Raw genomic sequence first — 12,631 nt, forward strand, 5'->3', positions numbered from 1 at the left:
AAAAAACCGCTGCGACGCAGCGGTTTTTTTACATCCCGACCAGCCCGCCGAACCAGCGGGCGATCGCACCTTCGAACATTACCTTGCCGCGCACCGATGCCAGGCAGATGCACTCACCATCGGCGAGGACGACCGGCTGGTGAAGGATGGACCCGTCGGCCTCGTCGAAATCACCCGGCCCGAACAGTGCCCGGCCATCGTGGAAGGTGCCGTACAGCACCTGCGTCAATTCGACTTCACTGTGGCTGTGCATCGGCAGTTTTTTACCGGCGCCTATGCGCAGCAAGAACACGTTGGCAGCCCGGTCGTAAGGCAGCGTCACGCGGCTCCAGCGCATGCCGGGGCCAAGCCAACGCCAGCGCGTGGTCGTGCAGCCGTGGAGTGACCGTGGCCACTTCATGCCAACCGGCAATGCGGCACGAAGACCCACCGCTGTCGGCGGTTTGAAGGCAGGCGGCGGCGGTGCGTCGATGGCAGCCAGTGCCCGCGTCAGCGCGTCGGTTGCAAGCACTGCAGGGTCAACCGCCTCGAGCATGTCGCCGCCGATCGTTTCCAGCACGCGAATGCGCTTCTGGCAATGCACGCAGCCCTCGACGTGGCTGGACACGACCAGCGAAGGGCCGTTATCGAGATTGCCCGCCGCAAGGGCCAGCAAGAAGTCATCGTCCGGGTGGTGGTTCATCATGGTTCGAGGCCGTCGAGCAATCGACGCAGGTGGTTGACGGCAAGCCGCACGCGCGACTTGACAGTGCCGAGTGGAATGCCCAGCTCGAGCGCGATGCGGGAGTGGGGATGCTCTTCGTAGAACGACAGGCGCACGATTTGCGCCTGCTCTGGCGACAATTTGCACATCGCCTCGCGAACGCCCTTTTCGCGCCGGCCGGTCCGCACCTGATCTTCAAGTGCGGGGGCCGTGTCGGGCATGTCGTCGGCTTCGGTGCCGTCGCCTTGCACCTCGCGCTGCCCTTGGCGCCGGAAGTGGTCGACCCGCAGATTGCGCGCTATGGTGAAGATCCAGGTCGACACCGCAGCCTGAGCCGGATTGAACATGGCGGCCTTGCGCCATACCGAAATCATGGTCTCCTGCACCAACTCTTCGGCCAGACCCTCTGCCGTACCCGACCGCATCAGGAATGCCTTCACGCGCGGCGCGAAATGCTTGAACAGGGCAGCAAAAGCCTGCCGGTCGCCCGCGGCCGCTATGGCCTGCACCAGGGCGTTCAGTTCATCGCTTGTCGGCATCGCTCCCCGTGGTTGTTTCAACGTAACGACCGACAGGCGGGCAGCCGTGGCTGTCTGGGCCAGCAAGGCTGCTACCGTGGACTGTGGGACGGGGCTCATACAGCTTCGTACGGCCCGCTCGGGGAATTAGATCACGTCGAATTACAAATACCGTGATCCAAATGGCCAACCGCCGCGTATTGACTCCAAGCCCTGTCCTCAGACCTGGCCTCAGGCATTCCAGGAGCCCCAGTATGCAAACGATGTCGACCGCCGCTGCGCCTACGATGCGCACGCCGCCCCCCGCCCATGCAGGTGCGGCACTCGATATCGCTGTCATCGGCAGTGGCATCTCGGGTCTGTCTGCGGCATGGCTGCTGTCGCAAAAGCACCGCGTGACCGTCTTCGAGGCCGACACCCGGCCCGGCGGGCACAGCAACACGGTCGATGTGCAATCCACGCAAGGTGGCGCCGGTGCGGTGATCGCTGTCGACACGGGATTCATCGTCTACAACGAGCCGGCCTACCCCAACCTGACGGCGCTGTTCGCGCACCTCGGCGTCGAGACCAAACCGTCGGAGATGTCTTTTGCGGTAAGCCTGGACGACGGTGCGCTCGAGTACTCGGGAACAGGTCTGGGCGGCGTGTTCGCGCAAAAGCGCAACCTGGTCAGCCTGCGCTTCTGGTCGATGCTGCGCGACCTGGTCCGTTTCTATCGTCAGGCACCGGCGCACGCCGCCAGCGCTGGCCTGATGCCGCTCGACCAATACCTCGACATGCAGGGCTACGGCAGGGCGTTTCGCGACGACCATCTGTATCCGATGGCGGCTGCAATCTGGTCGACGTCGGCCGCACGCATCGGCGAATACCCGACCGAGGCCTTCGTGCGGTTCTGCGAAAACCATCATCTGCTCAAGCTCACCAACCGGCCGGCCTGGCGCACCGTAGAAGGTGGCAGCCGCCGCTACGTCGAGCAGCTCACCAAGGGAATGGGCGATCGTTTGCGCCTGGACAACGCCGCCGTCGAAATCCGGCGTAGCGACGAGGGCGTGCATGTCTGCACCGAAGCCGGCTGGGCGCCCGAGCGTTTCGACCAGGTCGTGATCGCCACGCACGCCGACCAGGCGCTGCGACTGCTGCCTGATGCACACGCCGAGGAATCGCGTGTGCTCGGTGCCTTCGGCTACAGCCGCAATCGCGCCGTGTTGCACAGCGACCCAGCCCTGATGCCGCAACGCCGCGCAGTGTGGTCGAGCTGGAATTACGCGGCCGATCGCACTCGCCCCGATGCCTTGTGCGTGACTTACTGGATGAACCGGCTGCAGGGGATTCCAGACCACACGCCGCTGTTCCTGACGCTCAACCCCATGCAAGAGCCCCGCCCCGAACACCTGATTCGCAGCGAGACCTACGAGCATCCGATGTTCGATGCCGCCGCGATCCGCGCGCAAGACCAGTTGTGGTCGCTTCAGGGTCATAACCGCACCTGGTTTTGTGGTGCGTACTTTGGCTCGGGGTTCCACGAAGACGGGCTGCAGTCCGGCCTGGCGGTGGCCGAGGCGATAGGCGGCGTGCGTCGGCCTTGGACGGTCGCCAACGAGTCCGATCGCATCCGGCTGAAGACTGTGCTTCGACCCGCGATGGCCGAAGCCGCAACGGATGGTCAAACCGCATGAACACGACACAGCAGCAGTCCGCGCTCTACCCCGGACGCGTCATGCATCAACGGATGCGCCCCGCGCGCCACCGGCTTGCCTACCGTGTTTTCTCGCTGTTGATCGACCTCGACGAACTGCCGGAGCTGGCGCAACGGCTGCGCTTCTTTTCCCTGAATCGTTTCAACCTGTTCAGCCTGCATGAAGCCGACTATGGCGCGCGCAAGGGCAAGGACGGCAACGGCCATAACCTGCGCCAGCGGGTCGATGAGCAGTTGACCGCCGCGGGCCTGCTCGCGGGTGGCCCCATCCGCCTTCTCAGCATGCCGCGCATCCTCGGGTACGCCTTCAACCCGATCAGCGTGTACTTCTGCCACCTGCCCGATGGCGAGCTGCAAGCGATCCTCTACGAAGTGAACAACACGTTCGGCGAACGCCACAGTTACCTGATCGAAGTGGACAAGGATCAGCGTGCCCGGAGCACTCAGGGCGCGCCGATCGACCAGCACTGCGCCAAGGAGTTTCACGTCTCGCCCTTCCTCGGCTTGCAGATGGACTACGGCTTTCGCGTGCAAGCGCCCCACGTCGACCAGCCCGAAATGCGCCTGGACATCACCGCGAGCGATGCCGACGGCCCGATGTTGTTCGCACGGCTCGACGCACATCGCCGCGTACTGAACGATGCCGCCTTGTTGCTGGCATTCTTTTCGCATCCCCTGCTCACGCTGAAGGTCGTGGGCGCCATCCACTGGGAGGCACTGCGCCTCTGGGTCAAGGGCGTGCGGTTGCACGTTCGGCCGCCCGCACCGACCCGGTCGGTGACCGTTATCAAAGCCGAAGAATCATGAGCACACCTTCTTCTCCGCCAAACAGCCTCCAGACCGAAGAACCGCGCAGCGGCGTTGCCTCGACCCTGTCGTCGCTCGGAGGTTGGCCGATGCGTCGGCTGCTGACGCGACTGTTGCGCGACGTGCGCTGTGGGACGCTCAGCGTCGAACTGCCCGGTGGCGAGCGCATCGAAGGCCGGGGCACGGCGCCGGGCCCGCAAGCTTCGATACGACTGCATCGCTGGCGCCCGCTGGTGCGTTTGCTGCTGCAGGGCGACCTGGGCCTGGCCGAGTCGTACCGCGATGGCGACTGGTCGACGACAGACCTCACCGCGCTGCTTGAATTCGGGATTTGCAACGAGGCGAATTGGGGCCGTGCGCTCGAAGCCTCGCTGCCGGCGCGCTGGCTCACTCGGCTGTTCCACCTGATGCACGCCAACTCGCGGCGGGGCAGCCGCCAAAACATCTCGTTCCACTACGATATGGGCAACGACTTTTACGCCCAGTGGCTGGATCCGGACATGCTCTATTCCAGCGCCCTGTACACCACGGGCGACGAATCGCTCGAAGAAGCGCAGGCTGCAAAGCTGGACCACATCGTGTCGCTGCTCGACGTGCCCGACGATGGCAAGGTGCTCGAAATCGGCTGCGGTTGGGGTGCGCTGGCTTTGGCGCTGGCCCGCAAGCATCGCGCCAGCGTGACCGGCCTGACCCTTTCCACCGAGCAGCTGGCCCACGCCAACAAACGAGTCGCCGACGAAGGTTTGACGCAGGCCGTCGACCTGCGGCTGCAGGACTATCGCGACGTGCAAGGCGAATACGACCGCATCGTTTCCATCGAGATGCTGGAAGCGGTCGGCGAGCATTACTGGCCTGTTTACTTCGAGACGCTGCGTCAGCGACTACGGCCCGCCGGTTCGGCGGTGCTGCAGGTCATCACCATTGCCGACGACTACTTCGATCACTACCGGCGCGGTACCGATTTCATCCAGCGCTTCATTTTTCCAGGCGGCATGTTGCCGTCGGTCAGTGCCATGAAGACACAGGCGGCGCAAGTCGGCATGCGGCTTGAAACCGCGGTGTCTTTCGGTGCCAGCTACGGCACCACGCTGGCGGAGTGGCGCAACCGGTTCCTCCGGGCGTGGCCGTCGATCGAGGCGCTGGGCTTCGACGCCTCGTTCAAACGCCTCTGGGAGTACTACCTGTGCTACTGCGAAGCAGGCTTTAGAACCGGCCGTGTGGACGTGGGCCTGTTCACCGTGGTGCATGCCGATCACGGCGGCCAACCTGGGCACGCTGGCATAAGCGCCGTCGCAGCTTAAGCGCCGCGACGACAAGCCTGAGCCTGCCAACAAACGACCGAGTGGCAGCGGTCTGGGGTCGACCGGGCGTTGGCTTGGCTCTTGCTTGACACCTGCTAAAAGAAGGGCGATCTTCAGCCCTCTCTTTTGCAACGCAAGAACACGGAAAGCCTCCGCCCATCCATGAGCAACGTTCACCTCGTCGACCATCCCCTCGTCCAGCACAAGCTCTCTTTGATGCGTCGCAAAGACGCTTCGACCAACAGCTTTCGCCGCCTGCTCAACGAGCTGAGCATGCTGATGGCCTACGAGGTGACGCGCGACATGCCGATGCAGGACATCGAGATCGAGACGCCGCTCGAAACCATGACGACCAAGGTCATCGACGGCAAGAAGCTCGTGCTGGTGTCGATCCTGCGAGCCGGAAACGGCATCCTCGAAGGCATGCTCACCGTGGTGCCAGGCGCACGTGTCGGCCACATCGGCTTGTACCGCGACCCCAAGACACTGACCGCCGTCGAGTACTACTTCAAGATGCCGAGCGAAATGCAGGACCGCGACATCATCGTGGTCGATCCGATGCTGGCCACCGGCAACTCCGCGATCGCCGCCGTCGATCGACTGAAGGAACTGAACCCGAAGTCGATCAAATTTGTTTGCCTGCTGACTTGCCCTGAAGGCGTCAAGGCGCTGCAGACCGCACACCCTGACGTGCCCATCTACACCGCAGCGATCGATCGCGAGCTCAACGACCACGGCTACATCCTGCCGGGCCTGGGCGACGCTGGCGACCGGATCTTTGGCACGAAATAAGGCTCGCGCCACGACTCCGCGGTTTCGCTGACCATGCTCGACCTTCTCGTCACCCACGCCACCCTACCCGACGGTCGCACCGACATGTCGATCGCCGTGCAGCACGGCCGCATCGTTGAGTTGACTAAGGGGCTCGATGCGCCCGCGCACGAAACCATAGACGCCCAGGGGATGCTCGTCGCCCCGCACTTCGTCGATCCGCACTTTCATATGGATGCCACGCTCAGCTACGGCTTGCCGCGCGTCAACGAAAGCGGCACGCTGCTTGAAGGTATCGCGTTGTGGGGTGAGCTCAAGCCGTTGCTCAAGGCCGAAGCCTTGATCGAACGTGCCCTCACCTATTGCGACTGGGCCACCGCCAAGGGCTTGCTCGCGATTCGTACCCATGTCGACACGAGCGACCCGAGCCTGCTCGCAGTCGACGCGCTGCTCGAAGTGAAGCGACGGGTCGCGCCGTACATCGACCTGCAGCTCGTGGCGTTCCCGCAAGACGGCGTGCTGCGTGCGGCCGGCGGCGTCGACAGCCTGAAGCGTGCGCTCGACAAGGGCGTCGACGTGGTCGGCGGCATTCCGCATTTCGAGCGAACGATGGCCGAAGGCGCTGCGAGCGTGAAGCTGCTGTGCGAGATCGCAGCCGAGCGCGGCAAGCTGGTCGACATGCATTGCGACGAATCGGACGATCCGCTGTCGCGCCATATCGAAACGCTGGCGTACGAATCGCAACGCCTTGGCCTGCAAGGCCGCGTCAACGGATCGCATTGCACGTCGATGCACAGCATGGACAACTACTACGTCAGCAAGCTGCTCCCGTTGATCGCCGGGAGCGGCGTCAGCGTGATCGCCAACCCGCTCATCAACATCACGCTGCAGGGCCGCCACGACACCTACCCCAAGCGCCGCGGCATGACACGCGTGCCGGAGCTGATGGCGGCTGGCGTCAACGTCGCCTTCGGCCACGACTGCGTGATGGACCCGTGGTATGGCATGGGTTCGGGTGACATGCTCGAAGTCGCGCACATGGGCCTGCACGTGGCGCAGATGACGAGCCAGGCCGGCATTCGCGCGTGCTTCGAAGCGGTGACCACCAACGCTGCGAAGGTGATGCACCTCGACGGCTACGGGCTCGATGCCGGTTGCGATGCCAGCTTCGTGTTGCTGCAGGCGCGAGATGCTGTCGAGGCGATAAGGCTGCGCGCCACGCGGCTCAAAGTGTTCAAGAAAGGCAAGCTGCTGGCAGACACGCCAGCGTCGACTGCACGTCTGCATGTGGAAGGTCGCGCGGAGGCGACATCTTTCATGCCGTCACGCGGTGCCTGAGTGCCTGAACCAGTGCCGAAAGGGTTTCCCCGACCGGTAACTCGACCTTCAACTCAAAAAGATCGTCCGCGCGGGTACGACCGAGATTGACCGCTGCTACAGGCTTGCCGGCAGCCACCGCCGCCTGCACGAACCTGAAGCCCGAATACACCATCAGCGACGAGCCGATAACAAGCATAGCGTCGGCTTGGCTCAGGGCTGCGAAAGCCGCGGCAACACGATCGCGCGGGACGCCCTCACCGAAGAACACCACGTCGGGTTTGAGCAGGCCTCCGCAGGCGGAGCACGGCGGCACGTCGAATGTGGAGAAGTCGTGGCCTTCGATGTCGGCGTCGCCATCGGGTGCGGCGCGCGCTTCGAGCCTTGCCCATGCAGGGTTGCGACGGCGCAGTTCGATCTGGAGTTCGGAGCGTGGCGAGCACGTCTCGCAGGCCATGCAGCGAACGGTGTCGATACGGCCGTGCAGGTCAATGGTATTGCGGCTGCCCGCCGCGTCGTGCAGCCCATCGACGTTTTGCGTGAGAAGGAGTTCGACGCGACCGGATGCTTCGAGTTGCGCCAGTGCACGATGGGCTGGTCCTGGCGTGGCCAGCGCCATGGTCGGCCAGCCGATCAGGCTGCGCGCCCAGTAGCGTTTGCGCGTCGCCTCTTCGCCCATGAAGGCCTGATAGGTGACGGGCGAGGGCCGCTTCCAGTCGCCCTTCTCGTCGCGGTAGTCGGGAATGCCCGATTCGGTACTGCAACCGGCGCCGCTCAACACGAAAAGCCGACGGTGACGCGTAGCGAAATCAGCAAGTGCGGCAAGTGCAGATACCGGGGCTGCGGCGGCGATGTCATCCATTCGGCGGAGCATACGAGGACGCGCAAGTGCTCGCAGCGGCGGGGCTGTTCAGCGACCGCCCCGCGAACGTCCGTCAGCCCTCAGTGGGCAGCTGTTCTTTGCGGCGCTCGACCTTGCCCGGAGGTCAGCACATAGCCCGATCGCAAAAGACTCTGCAGGTTGAAGCCGTGCCGGCCATCGAGTTCGAGATGCTTGCGCAGGTGATCCGTCATGGTCTCGGGCGGGCCACCCATCAGCGCAGGGATTTCATCCCAGGAAGACATGTCGAGACGCGCCTCGGACAACGGGGTGTTCTGGTTGCGAAAGAACGTGAGCGCGACGCTGAAGGCGCTGTCGCTCAGCGACTTCAATTCGTTCTCGACAAAGACCTGACCGGGCGGCCGAAACTCGTAGTTGCCGAACGACAGCGGTGAGGGAGAAATGCTGCCGCCTGCCCTGACCTTGGCCAGCACTTGCTTGACCTTGGCCTGGATTGCTTTTTCGTCCAGCACGCGCAACGCCGGGTCTTGCGCGAACCCGCCTGAGGGCAAATAACTCGCCTTGTTGACCACCATCAACGCTGTGCGCGGGTTGACAAGCAGCCGGATGCGCTCGGCGCTTTCAGACGCGCCGGCCAGGGTTTCCCCGATGACAATCATCGACAACGCCTTGCCGCTCGCAAGCAATTTCAAGAGGCCCGCCGCAGAGTCATAGGCCAGCGATGCACAGCAATTTGCTGCGAGCAAGCGTCGCAGCCGGGCGCGTTCCAATGCGTTTTCACTCCATACTGCCGCCACCGGGCCAGCGCCTTTTTCAATCATTGTGCAGCCTCTGCATAGGACGTGGTAATCAACGGCTGCGCGTATATTCTGTCGCTCGCAGGTGATTTCCAGAGTTGTGTTTTATCGATCAGGCAATAGCCTGTCCCGTGTACCGATCGGAGAATGAAACCATGCTCGCCTTTGAGTTCCAGTGCGCTACGCAATTGAGCAATGGCTGTATCGACCACGCGTGAATTGGTCATTCGTGGCCATATCGCCTCGTAAATTTCTCGACGCGATACCGTACGACCAATTCGACTGAACAACAGACGTGCTAGCCGAAATCGCTTTGGTTGCAGATGAACTTCGTGGCGGCCCATATGAATGGTAAACACGGAAGTATCGAATCGGTAGGGCCCGACTTCCAGTGCATCTTCTATCTCGTCGCCTTTGCGACTAAAAGCCAACCTACTGTAAAGCAATTGAATTCGAGCTACCAATTCCTCATCGGAAAAAGGTCGCACCAGAAAATCGAAGAACTCTTTGTGATCGCTTCGTTGTATATCGCTTATTGCGTTGGGCATGACCACTGCCAGCAGTGGAATGCTGGCGCCGAGGCTGTCGTGCGCTATTTCGACTTCCTCAATCGACGTGGCCTGCTCGCCGAGGCCTAGTACGACGAGGTCGACCACGGCGCCCCACTTCATTGCTTTCGACAGGTCTGCGAGCGAAGAAAAAATCTCGGCTTCGCTTGATACTTTCGACAACATTTCTTGAATGATTGCTGAAGGGCGGGGTCCAACGATAGCGATGTTCATGCACCGGATGATTCCTTTGGTTTGCCTTTTCCGCATTGCAAACGTGAGGATTCGAAAGTATTGAACAGTTGTTTTTTACATTTTGTTTAAAAGGTCACAGATCATGAACAGGCTTAACCGAACTCTTACCGCGTTGGGAGATTTCGGTAGATTCGGATGTTGCAATTCGACAAGAATCTAGAGAGAAACTTGGGAGAAATGATGCGTATCGCCTTGCTTGAAGATGAACTGCCGCAAATGCAATTGCTGGTCGCCACCCTGGAGACGCTGACTGTGGCCGGTTACGAAAACACGAGCTGCGAGCAGTTCACCGACGGTGAGATGCTGCGGACGACGCTGCGAACCGATTCGTTCGACCTTCTGATCCTGGACTGGAACGTGCCGGGGCTGGATGGGCTGGAGCTCTTGCGATGGCTGCGCGACTACCGCCGATTGACCGTGCCGGTCATCATGCTCAGCGCCCGCGGTGCCGAGCGGGATGTGGCCGAGGCACTCAGCGCAGGCGCCAATGACTACGTGATCAAACCTTTCAGGCCGATCGAGCTGGTCGCGCGCGTCAAACGTTTTCGCACGCCGCAGGAAACCGCAAAAGGCTGGGTGGAAACGATCGGTGAGTGGAAGTTTTTCCACGAGAGCGCTACGGTAATCCGTGCCGGTTTGCCTCCGCAGCTTTTTACGTTGAGCGAGCGTGAGTTCAGTTTGGCGATCGCACTGTTTCGCAACCTGGGACGGGTCGTCTCGCGGTTCTATTTGCTGGAGGCGACCAACCAGGACGCGCGCTCCAGCAGCACGCGGATTCTGGACAATCAGATCTTCAAAGTTCGCCGCAAACTTTTGCTGGAAACCAACGGGTTGCAGCTTCAGACCATCTACGGGCAGGGTTACCGGCTGGCGCCCAGCCATGCGGCCGAGCGCGATTTGGACAGCTGAAAGAGACACGCCAAGGCCATCTGAAGATCACTTCGGCAAGTGATCTTCAGGTGCTGTGCATCAACGCCAGCGCGGAGTCTGGTCCGACCGGCGCAGTCTCGAAGAACCTGAAGCGCGTGTTGCCGATCCGGATGACATCGAGATGCAGCAGCTGACCGACCTTGACCTTGAAGCCGTTCACGTACAAGCCGTTGCGGCTCGACAGATCGAGGATGCTGGTCGTGTACTTCGACATGGCGATGCACACATGCTGCCGACTGACGCGCTCGTCGTGCACGACGACGTCGCACACCGAATCGCGCCCGATCACCGCGTTGTCGGACCACAGCATGGTCAGCCTGGAAAGACCGTGATCGAGTTGAATCAGACTGCGTTTCATGAAGCACCTCCGGAGTCAAAGAGAGGCGCGGGCTTCAGGCGACCATCACGCACAGCGTGAAAGTCATCGCGACGAGCAGGAGAACGATGTGGACTAAGGTTGACATACCGCCATCGTCGAACGCCGGGCCGAAATCAGAGATGCGAAAAAAAGGTTCTGATAGGTTTCAAGTAACACTAAGGCACGCGTCGCGCAGAATGTCACGCAGCCAAATGCGCTACTCCTGAGGCGGTGTCCAAAGGTCTAGCCGCATGTGAATCTTCGACACAAACGTGCAGACTGGTAGTGAAGGCGTCCAAATGCTGCGTTTAGCGGGCGACGGATGGACACCACTACGCTCCTTGTTGACTAACGCTCCGGCACGATCGCCTCGGCGTACTCGTACAACGCACCGAGCAGCTCTTCGCCACGCTCGTCTGCACTTTCCGACAAGGCATCGATCTCGGTAAAGAGCATGTCGACGCTGCGGGCGCCGCCCTCGCCTTCGAGCAACCGCGCCGCGCGATGCGCTTCCCATCGCTCGGTTTCTTCGGCTGTCAGCGTCTCGGGCCAGTTGCGCGCGCGGTAGCGGAACACGATCTCTTCGAGCCGCGCGTCGTCGAAGCCGACGCGCTCGCGCGCAAGGTCGGCCGGAGACAGGCCGCGCACGCGCAGCAAACGACGACGGTCCGCATCGCCAACAAAGCCGCCGTACAGGTCTTCATCGACGTCAGGGGTGGCCTCTTTGGGCCGCGCATAGACCTGTGGCCAGATCGCGCTCATGTCGGGCAAGCCGCGTGCGATCTCGGCGTTGCGCGAAGCCGCTTCGAGGTCGATGCCCCACCGTTCGGCCATCGCCGGCGCGAGCGTGCGCAGGTTGCCCACGACCATCGGCGACTTGTTGAGATGAATGCCTTTGACCGGCAGTCGCAGCACGCCTTCCGGCAAGTCTGCCGTGCGCGTGAACATGCGCAATCGCAACGTTTCGACATCCAGATCGCGCAACTCGGCAGGATCGTATGCAAGATCCCAGGCGATCAGTTCGTTCTTGTTCGTCGGATGGCTCGCGAGCGGCCACATGACGGCCAGGCAGCCGCGCTGGGTTGGGAACATGCCGGACACGTGCAGGAAGGGCTTTGCCGTTTCACGCGTGGACGGCAGGCCGAGCTCACGCACGACGCGGTCCTTTTTGTGCAGGCTGAAGGCGAACTCGAAGAGCTTGGGCTGCTTGTCGCGAATCAGCCGCGCCAGCGCGATGGTCGCGCGCACGTCGGACAGCGCATCGTGCGCAGCCTCGTGCAGCAGCCCATTAGCGCGTGCCAAGTCGCCCAGCTTGAAGCTGGGCTTGCCGTCTTCTTTCTTCGGCCACTCGATGCCGTCGGGGCGCAACGCCCAGGTGAGGCGCACCACGTCGAGCAAATCCCATCGGCCGCAGTCGTTTTGCCACTCGCGGGAGTACGGATCGATCAGGTTCCGCCAGAACATGAATCGGGTGACTTCGTCGTCGAAGCGAATGGTGTTGTAGCCGACGCCAACGGTACCGGGTTGCGCAAAGGCACGTTCAATCTGCGCCGCAAATTCGTGCTCGGCAATGCCGCGCTCGAGGCACAACTGCGGCGTGATGCCGGTGATCAGGCAGGCCTCGGGACTCGGCAAATAGTCGGACGCCGGCTTGCAATAGATCATGAGCGGCTCGCCGATTTCATTCAGCTCCGCGTCGGTGCGAATCGCTGCAAACTGCGATGGCCGGTCGCGCCGTGGTATCGCACCGAAAGTTTCGTAGTCGTGCCAAAGAAAGGTGTGGGACATG

At 62.1% G+C, this 12,631-nt stretch carries 13 protein-coding genes; 6 read left to right on the plus strand and 7 right to left on the minus strand.

The features are described from left to right. Positions 1-28: 28 nt before the first annotated feature. Both RCH10_RS11785 and RCH10_RS11790 read right to left on the minus strand, forming a co-directional pair. Positions 29-685 carry a ChrR family anti-sigma-E factor gene (locus RCH10_RS11785; protein WP_409052504.1) on the minus strand — a complete coding sequence of 219 codons (657 nt, stop codon included), beginning with the start codon at positions 683-685 and terminating at the stop codon, positions 29-31. Further along, positions 682-1,341: a sigma-70 family RNA polymerase sigma factor gene (locus RCH10_RS11790; RefSeq protein WP_323495101.1), complete on the minus strand. Its 660-nt coding sequence runs from the start codon at positions 1,339-1,341 to the stop codon at positions 682-684. The genes RCH10_RS11785 and RCH10_RS11790 overlap by 4 nt, the downstream gene beginning before the upstream one ends. Before the next feature lie 134 nt (positions 1,342-1,475). Between RCH10_RS11790 and RCH10_RS11795 the strand changes: the two genes are divergently transcribed. The 5 genes from RCH10_RS11795 to RCH10_RS11815 all read left to right on the plus strand — a co-directional run bounded on the left by RCH10_RS11795 (position 1,476) and on the right by RCH10_RS11815 (position 7,134). After that, complete coding sequence (locus tag RCH10_RS11795; protein ID WP_409052505.1) at positions 1,476-2,897, plus strand: NAD(P)/FAD-dependent oxidoreductase; 1,422 nt, start codon at positions 1,476-1,478, stop codon at positions 2,895-2,897. After that, positions 2,894-3,724: a DUF1365 domain-containing protein gene (locus tag RCH10_RS11800; RefSeq protein WP_409052506.1), complete on the plus strand. Its 831-nt coding sequence runs from the start codon at positions 2,894-2,896 to the stop codon at positions 3,722-3,724. The genes RCH10_RS11795 and RCH10_RS11800 overlap by 4 nt, the downstream gene beginning before the upstream one ends. Then, entirely contained in the window at positions 3,721-5,025 is a 1,305-nt protein-coding gene (locus RCH10_RS11805) for a class I SAM-dependent methyltransferase (protein WP_409052507.1), read from the plus strand. The genes RCH10_RS11800 and RCH10_RS11805 overlap by 4 nt, the downstream gene beginning before the upstream one ends. A 162-nt stretch (positions 5,026-5,187) precedes the next feature. Continuing rightward, complete coding sequence (gene upp, locus RCH10_RS11810) at positions 5,188-5,817, plus strand: uracil phosphoribosyltransferase (protein ID WP_323495098.1); 630 nt, start codon at positions 5,188-5,190, stop codon at positions 5,815-5,817. A 33-nt stretch (positions 5,818-5,850) separates the two neighbouring features. Beyond that, positions 5,851-7,134 (plus strand): amidohydrolase family protein, encoded by a 1,284-nt coding sequence (locus RCH10_RS11815; RefSeq protein ID WP_323500652.1) that lies wholly within the window; start codon positions 5,851-5,853, stop codon positions 7,132-7,134. Here RCH10_RS11815 and RCH10_RS11820 read toward each other — a convergent pair. The 3 genes from RCH10_RS11820 to RCH10_RS11830 form a co-directional block, all read right to left on the minus strand. Continuing rightward, positions 7,112-7,975: an NAD-dependent protein deacetylase gene (locus RCH10_RS11820; RefSeq protein ID WP_409052508.1), complete on the minus strand. Its 864-nt coding sequence runs from the start codon at positions 7,973-7,975 to the stop codon at positions 7,112-7,114. The two genes, RCH10_RS11815 and RCH10_RS11820, sit on opposite strands and share 23 nt — an antisense overlap. An 80-nt stretch (positions 7,976-8,055) precedes the next feature. Then, the gene (locus tag RCH10_RS11825; RefSeq protein ID WP_409052509.1) at positions 8,056-8,775 is read right to left on the minus strand and encodes a hypothetical protein; all 720 of its coding nucleotides are present in this window, start codon (positions 8,773-8,775) and stop codon (positions 8,056-8,058) included. Then, positions 8,772-9,533: a winged helix-turn-helix domain-containing protein gene (locus tag RCH10_RS11830; protein WP_409052510.1), complete on the minus strand. Its 762-nt coding sequence runs from the start codon at positions 9,531-9,533 to the stop codon at positions 8,772-8,774. The genes RCH10_RS11825 and RCH10_RS11830 overlap by 4 nt, the downstream gene beginning before the upstream one ends. 156 nt (positions 9,534-9,689) lie before the next feature. On the opposite strand from RCH10_RS11830, the gene RCH10_RS11835 reads away from it, so the two are divergent. Further along, positions 9,690-10,463, plus strand: coding sequence for a response regulator transcription factor (locus RCH10_RS11835; protein WP_409052511.1), 774 nt, complete (start codon positions 9,690-9,692; stop codon positions 10,461-10,463). Positions 10,464-10,509: 46 nt separating this feature from the next. Here the strand turns inward: RCH10_RS11835 and RCH10_RS11840 are convergent, their stop codons facing one another. Further along, positions 10,510-10,842, minus strand: a complete 333-nt coding sequence (locus RCH10_RS11840) for an FHA domain-containing protein (protein WP_409052512.1) — start codon at positions 10,840-10,842, stop codon at positions 10,510-10,512. A gap of 348 nt (positions 10,843-11,190) precedes the next feature. Further along, positions 11,191-12,630: an exodeoxyribonuclease I gene (gene sbcB / locus RCH10_RS11845; RefSeq protein ID WP_409052513.1), complete on the minus strand. Its 1,440-nt coding sequence runs from the start codon at positions 12,628-12,630 to the stop codon at positions 11,191-11,193. Position 12,631 lies beyond the last annotated feature (1 nt).

It is taken from the genome of Variovorax sp. GrIS 2.14 (genome assembly GCF_046115955.1).
Classification (GTDB): domain Bacteria; phylum Pseudomonadota; class Gammaproteobacteria; order Burkholderiales; family Burkholderiaceae_C; genus Variovorax.

Excerpts from the sequence above, each read along its gene's own strand:
- RCH10_RS11785 (WP_409052504.1), bottom strand. The coding sequence starts at position 685 with ATGATGAACCACCACCCGGACGATGACTTCTTGCTGGCCCTTGCGGCG.
- RCH10_RS11790 (WP_323495101.1), bottom strand. The coding sequence starts at position 1,341 with ATGAGCCCCGTCCCACAGTCCACGGTAGCAGCCTTGCTGGCCCAGACA.
- RCH10_RS11795 (WP_409052505.1), top strand. The coding sequence starts at position 1,476 with ATGCAAACGATGTCGACCGCCGCTGCGCCTACGATGCGCACGCCGCCC.
- RCH10_RS11800 (WP_409052506.1), top strand. The coding sequence starts at position 2,894 with ATGAACACGACACAGCAGCAGTCCGCGCTCTACCCCGGACGCGTCATG.
- RCH10_RS11805 (WP_409052507.1), top strand. The coding sequence starts at position 3,721 with ATGAGCACACCTTCTTCTCCGCCAAACAGCCTCCAGACCGAAGAACCG.
- upp (WP_323495098.1), top strand. The coding sequence starts at position 5,188 with ATGAGCAACGTTCACCTCGTCGACCATCCCCTCGTCCAGCACAAGCTC.
- RCH10_RS11815 (WP_323500652.1), top strand. The coding sequence starts at position 5,851 with ATGCTCGACCTTCTCGTCACCCACGCCACCCTACCCGACGGTCGCACC.
- RCH10_RS11820 (WP_409052508.1), bottom strand. The coding sequence starts at position 7,975 with ATGGATGACATCGCCGCCGCAGCCCCGGTATCTGCACTTGCCGCACTT.
- RCH10_RS11825 (WP_409052509.1), bottom strand. The coding sequence starts at position 8,775 with ATGATTGAAAAAGGCGCTGGCCCGGTGGCGGCAGTATGGAGTGAAAAC.
- RCH10_RS11830 (WP_409052510.1), bottom strand. The coding sequence starts at position 9,533 with ATGAACATCGCTATCGTTGGACCCCGCCCTTCAGCAATCATTCAAGAA.
- RCH10_RS11835 (WP_409052511.1), top strand. The coding sequence starts at position 9,690 with ATGTTGCAATTCGACAAGAATCTAGAGAGAAACTTGGGAGAAATGATG.
- RCH10_RS11840 (WP_409052512.1), bottom strand. The coding sequence starts at position 10,842 with ATGAAACGCAGTCTGATTCAACTCGATCACGGTCTTTCCAGGCTGACC.
- sbcB (WP_409052513.1), bottom strand. The coding sequence starts at position 12,630 with ATGTCCCACACCTTTCTTTGGCACGACTACGAAACTTTCGGTGCGATA.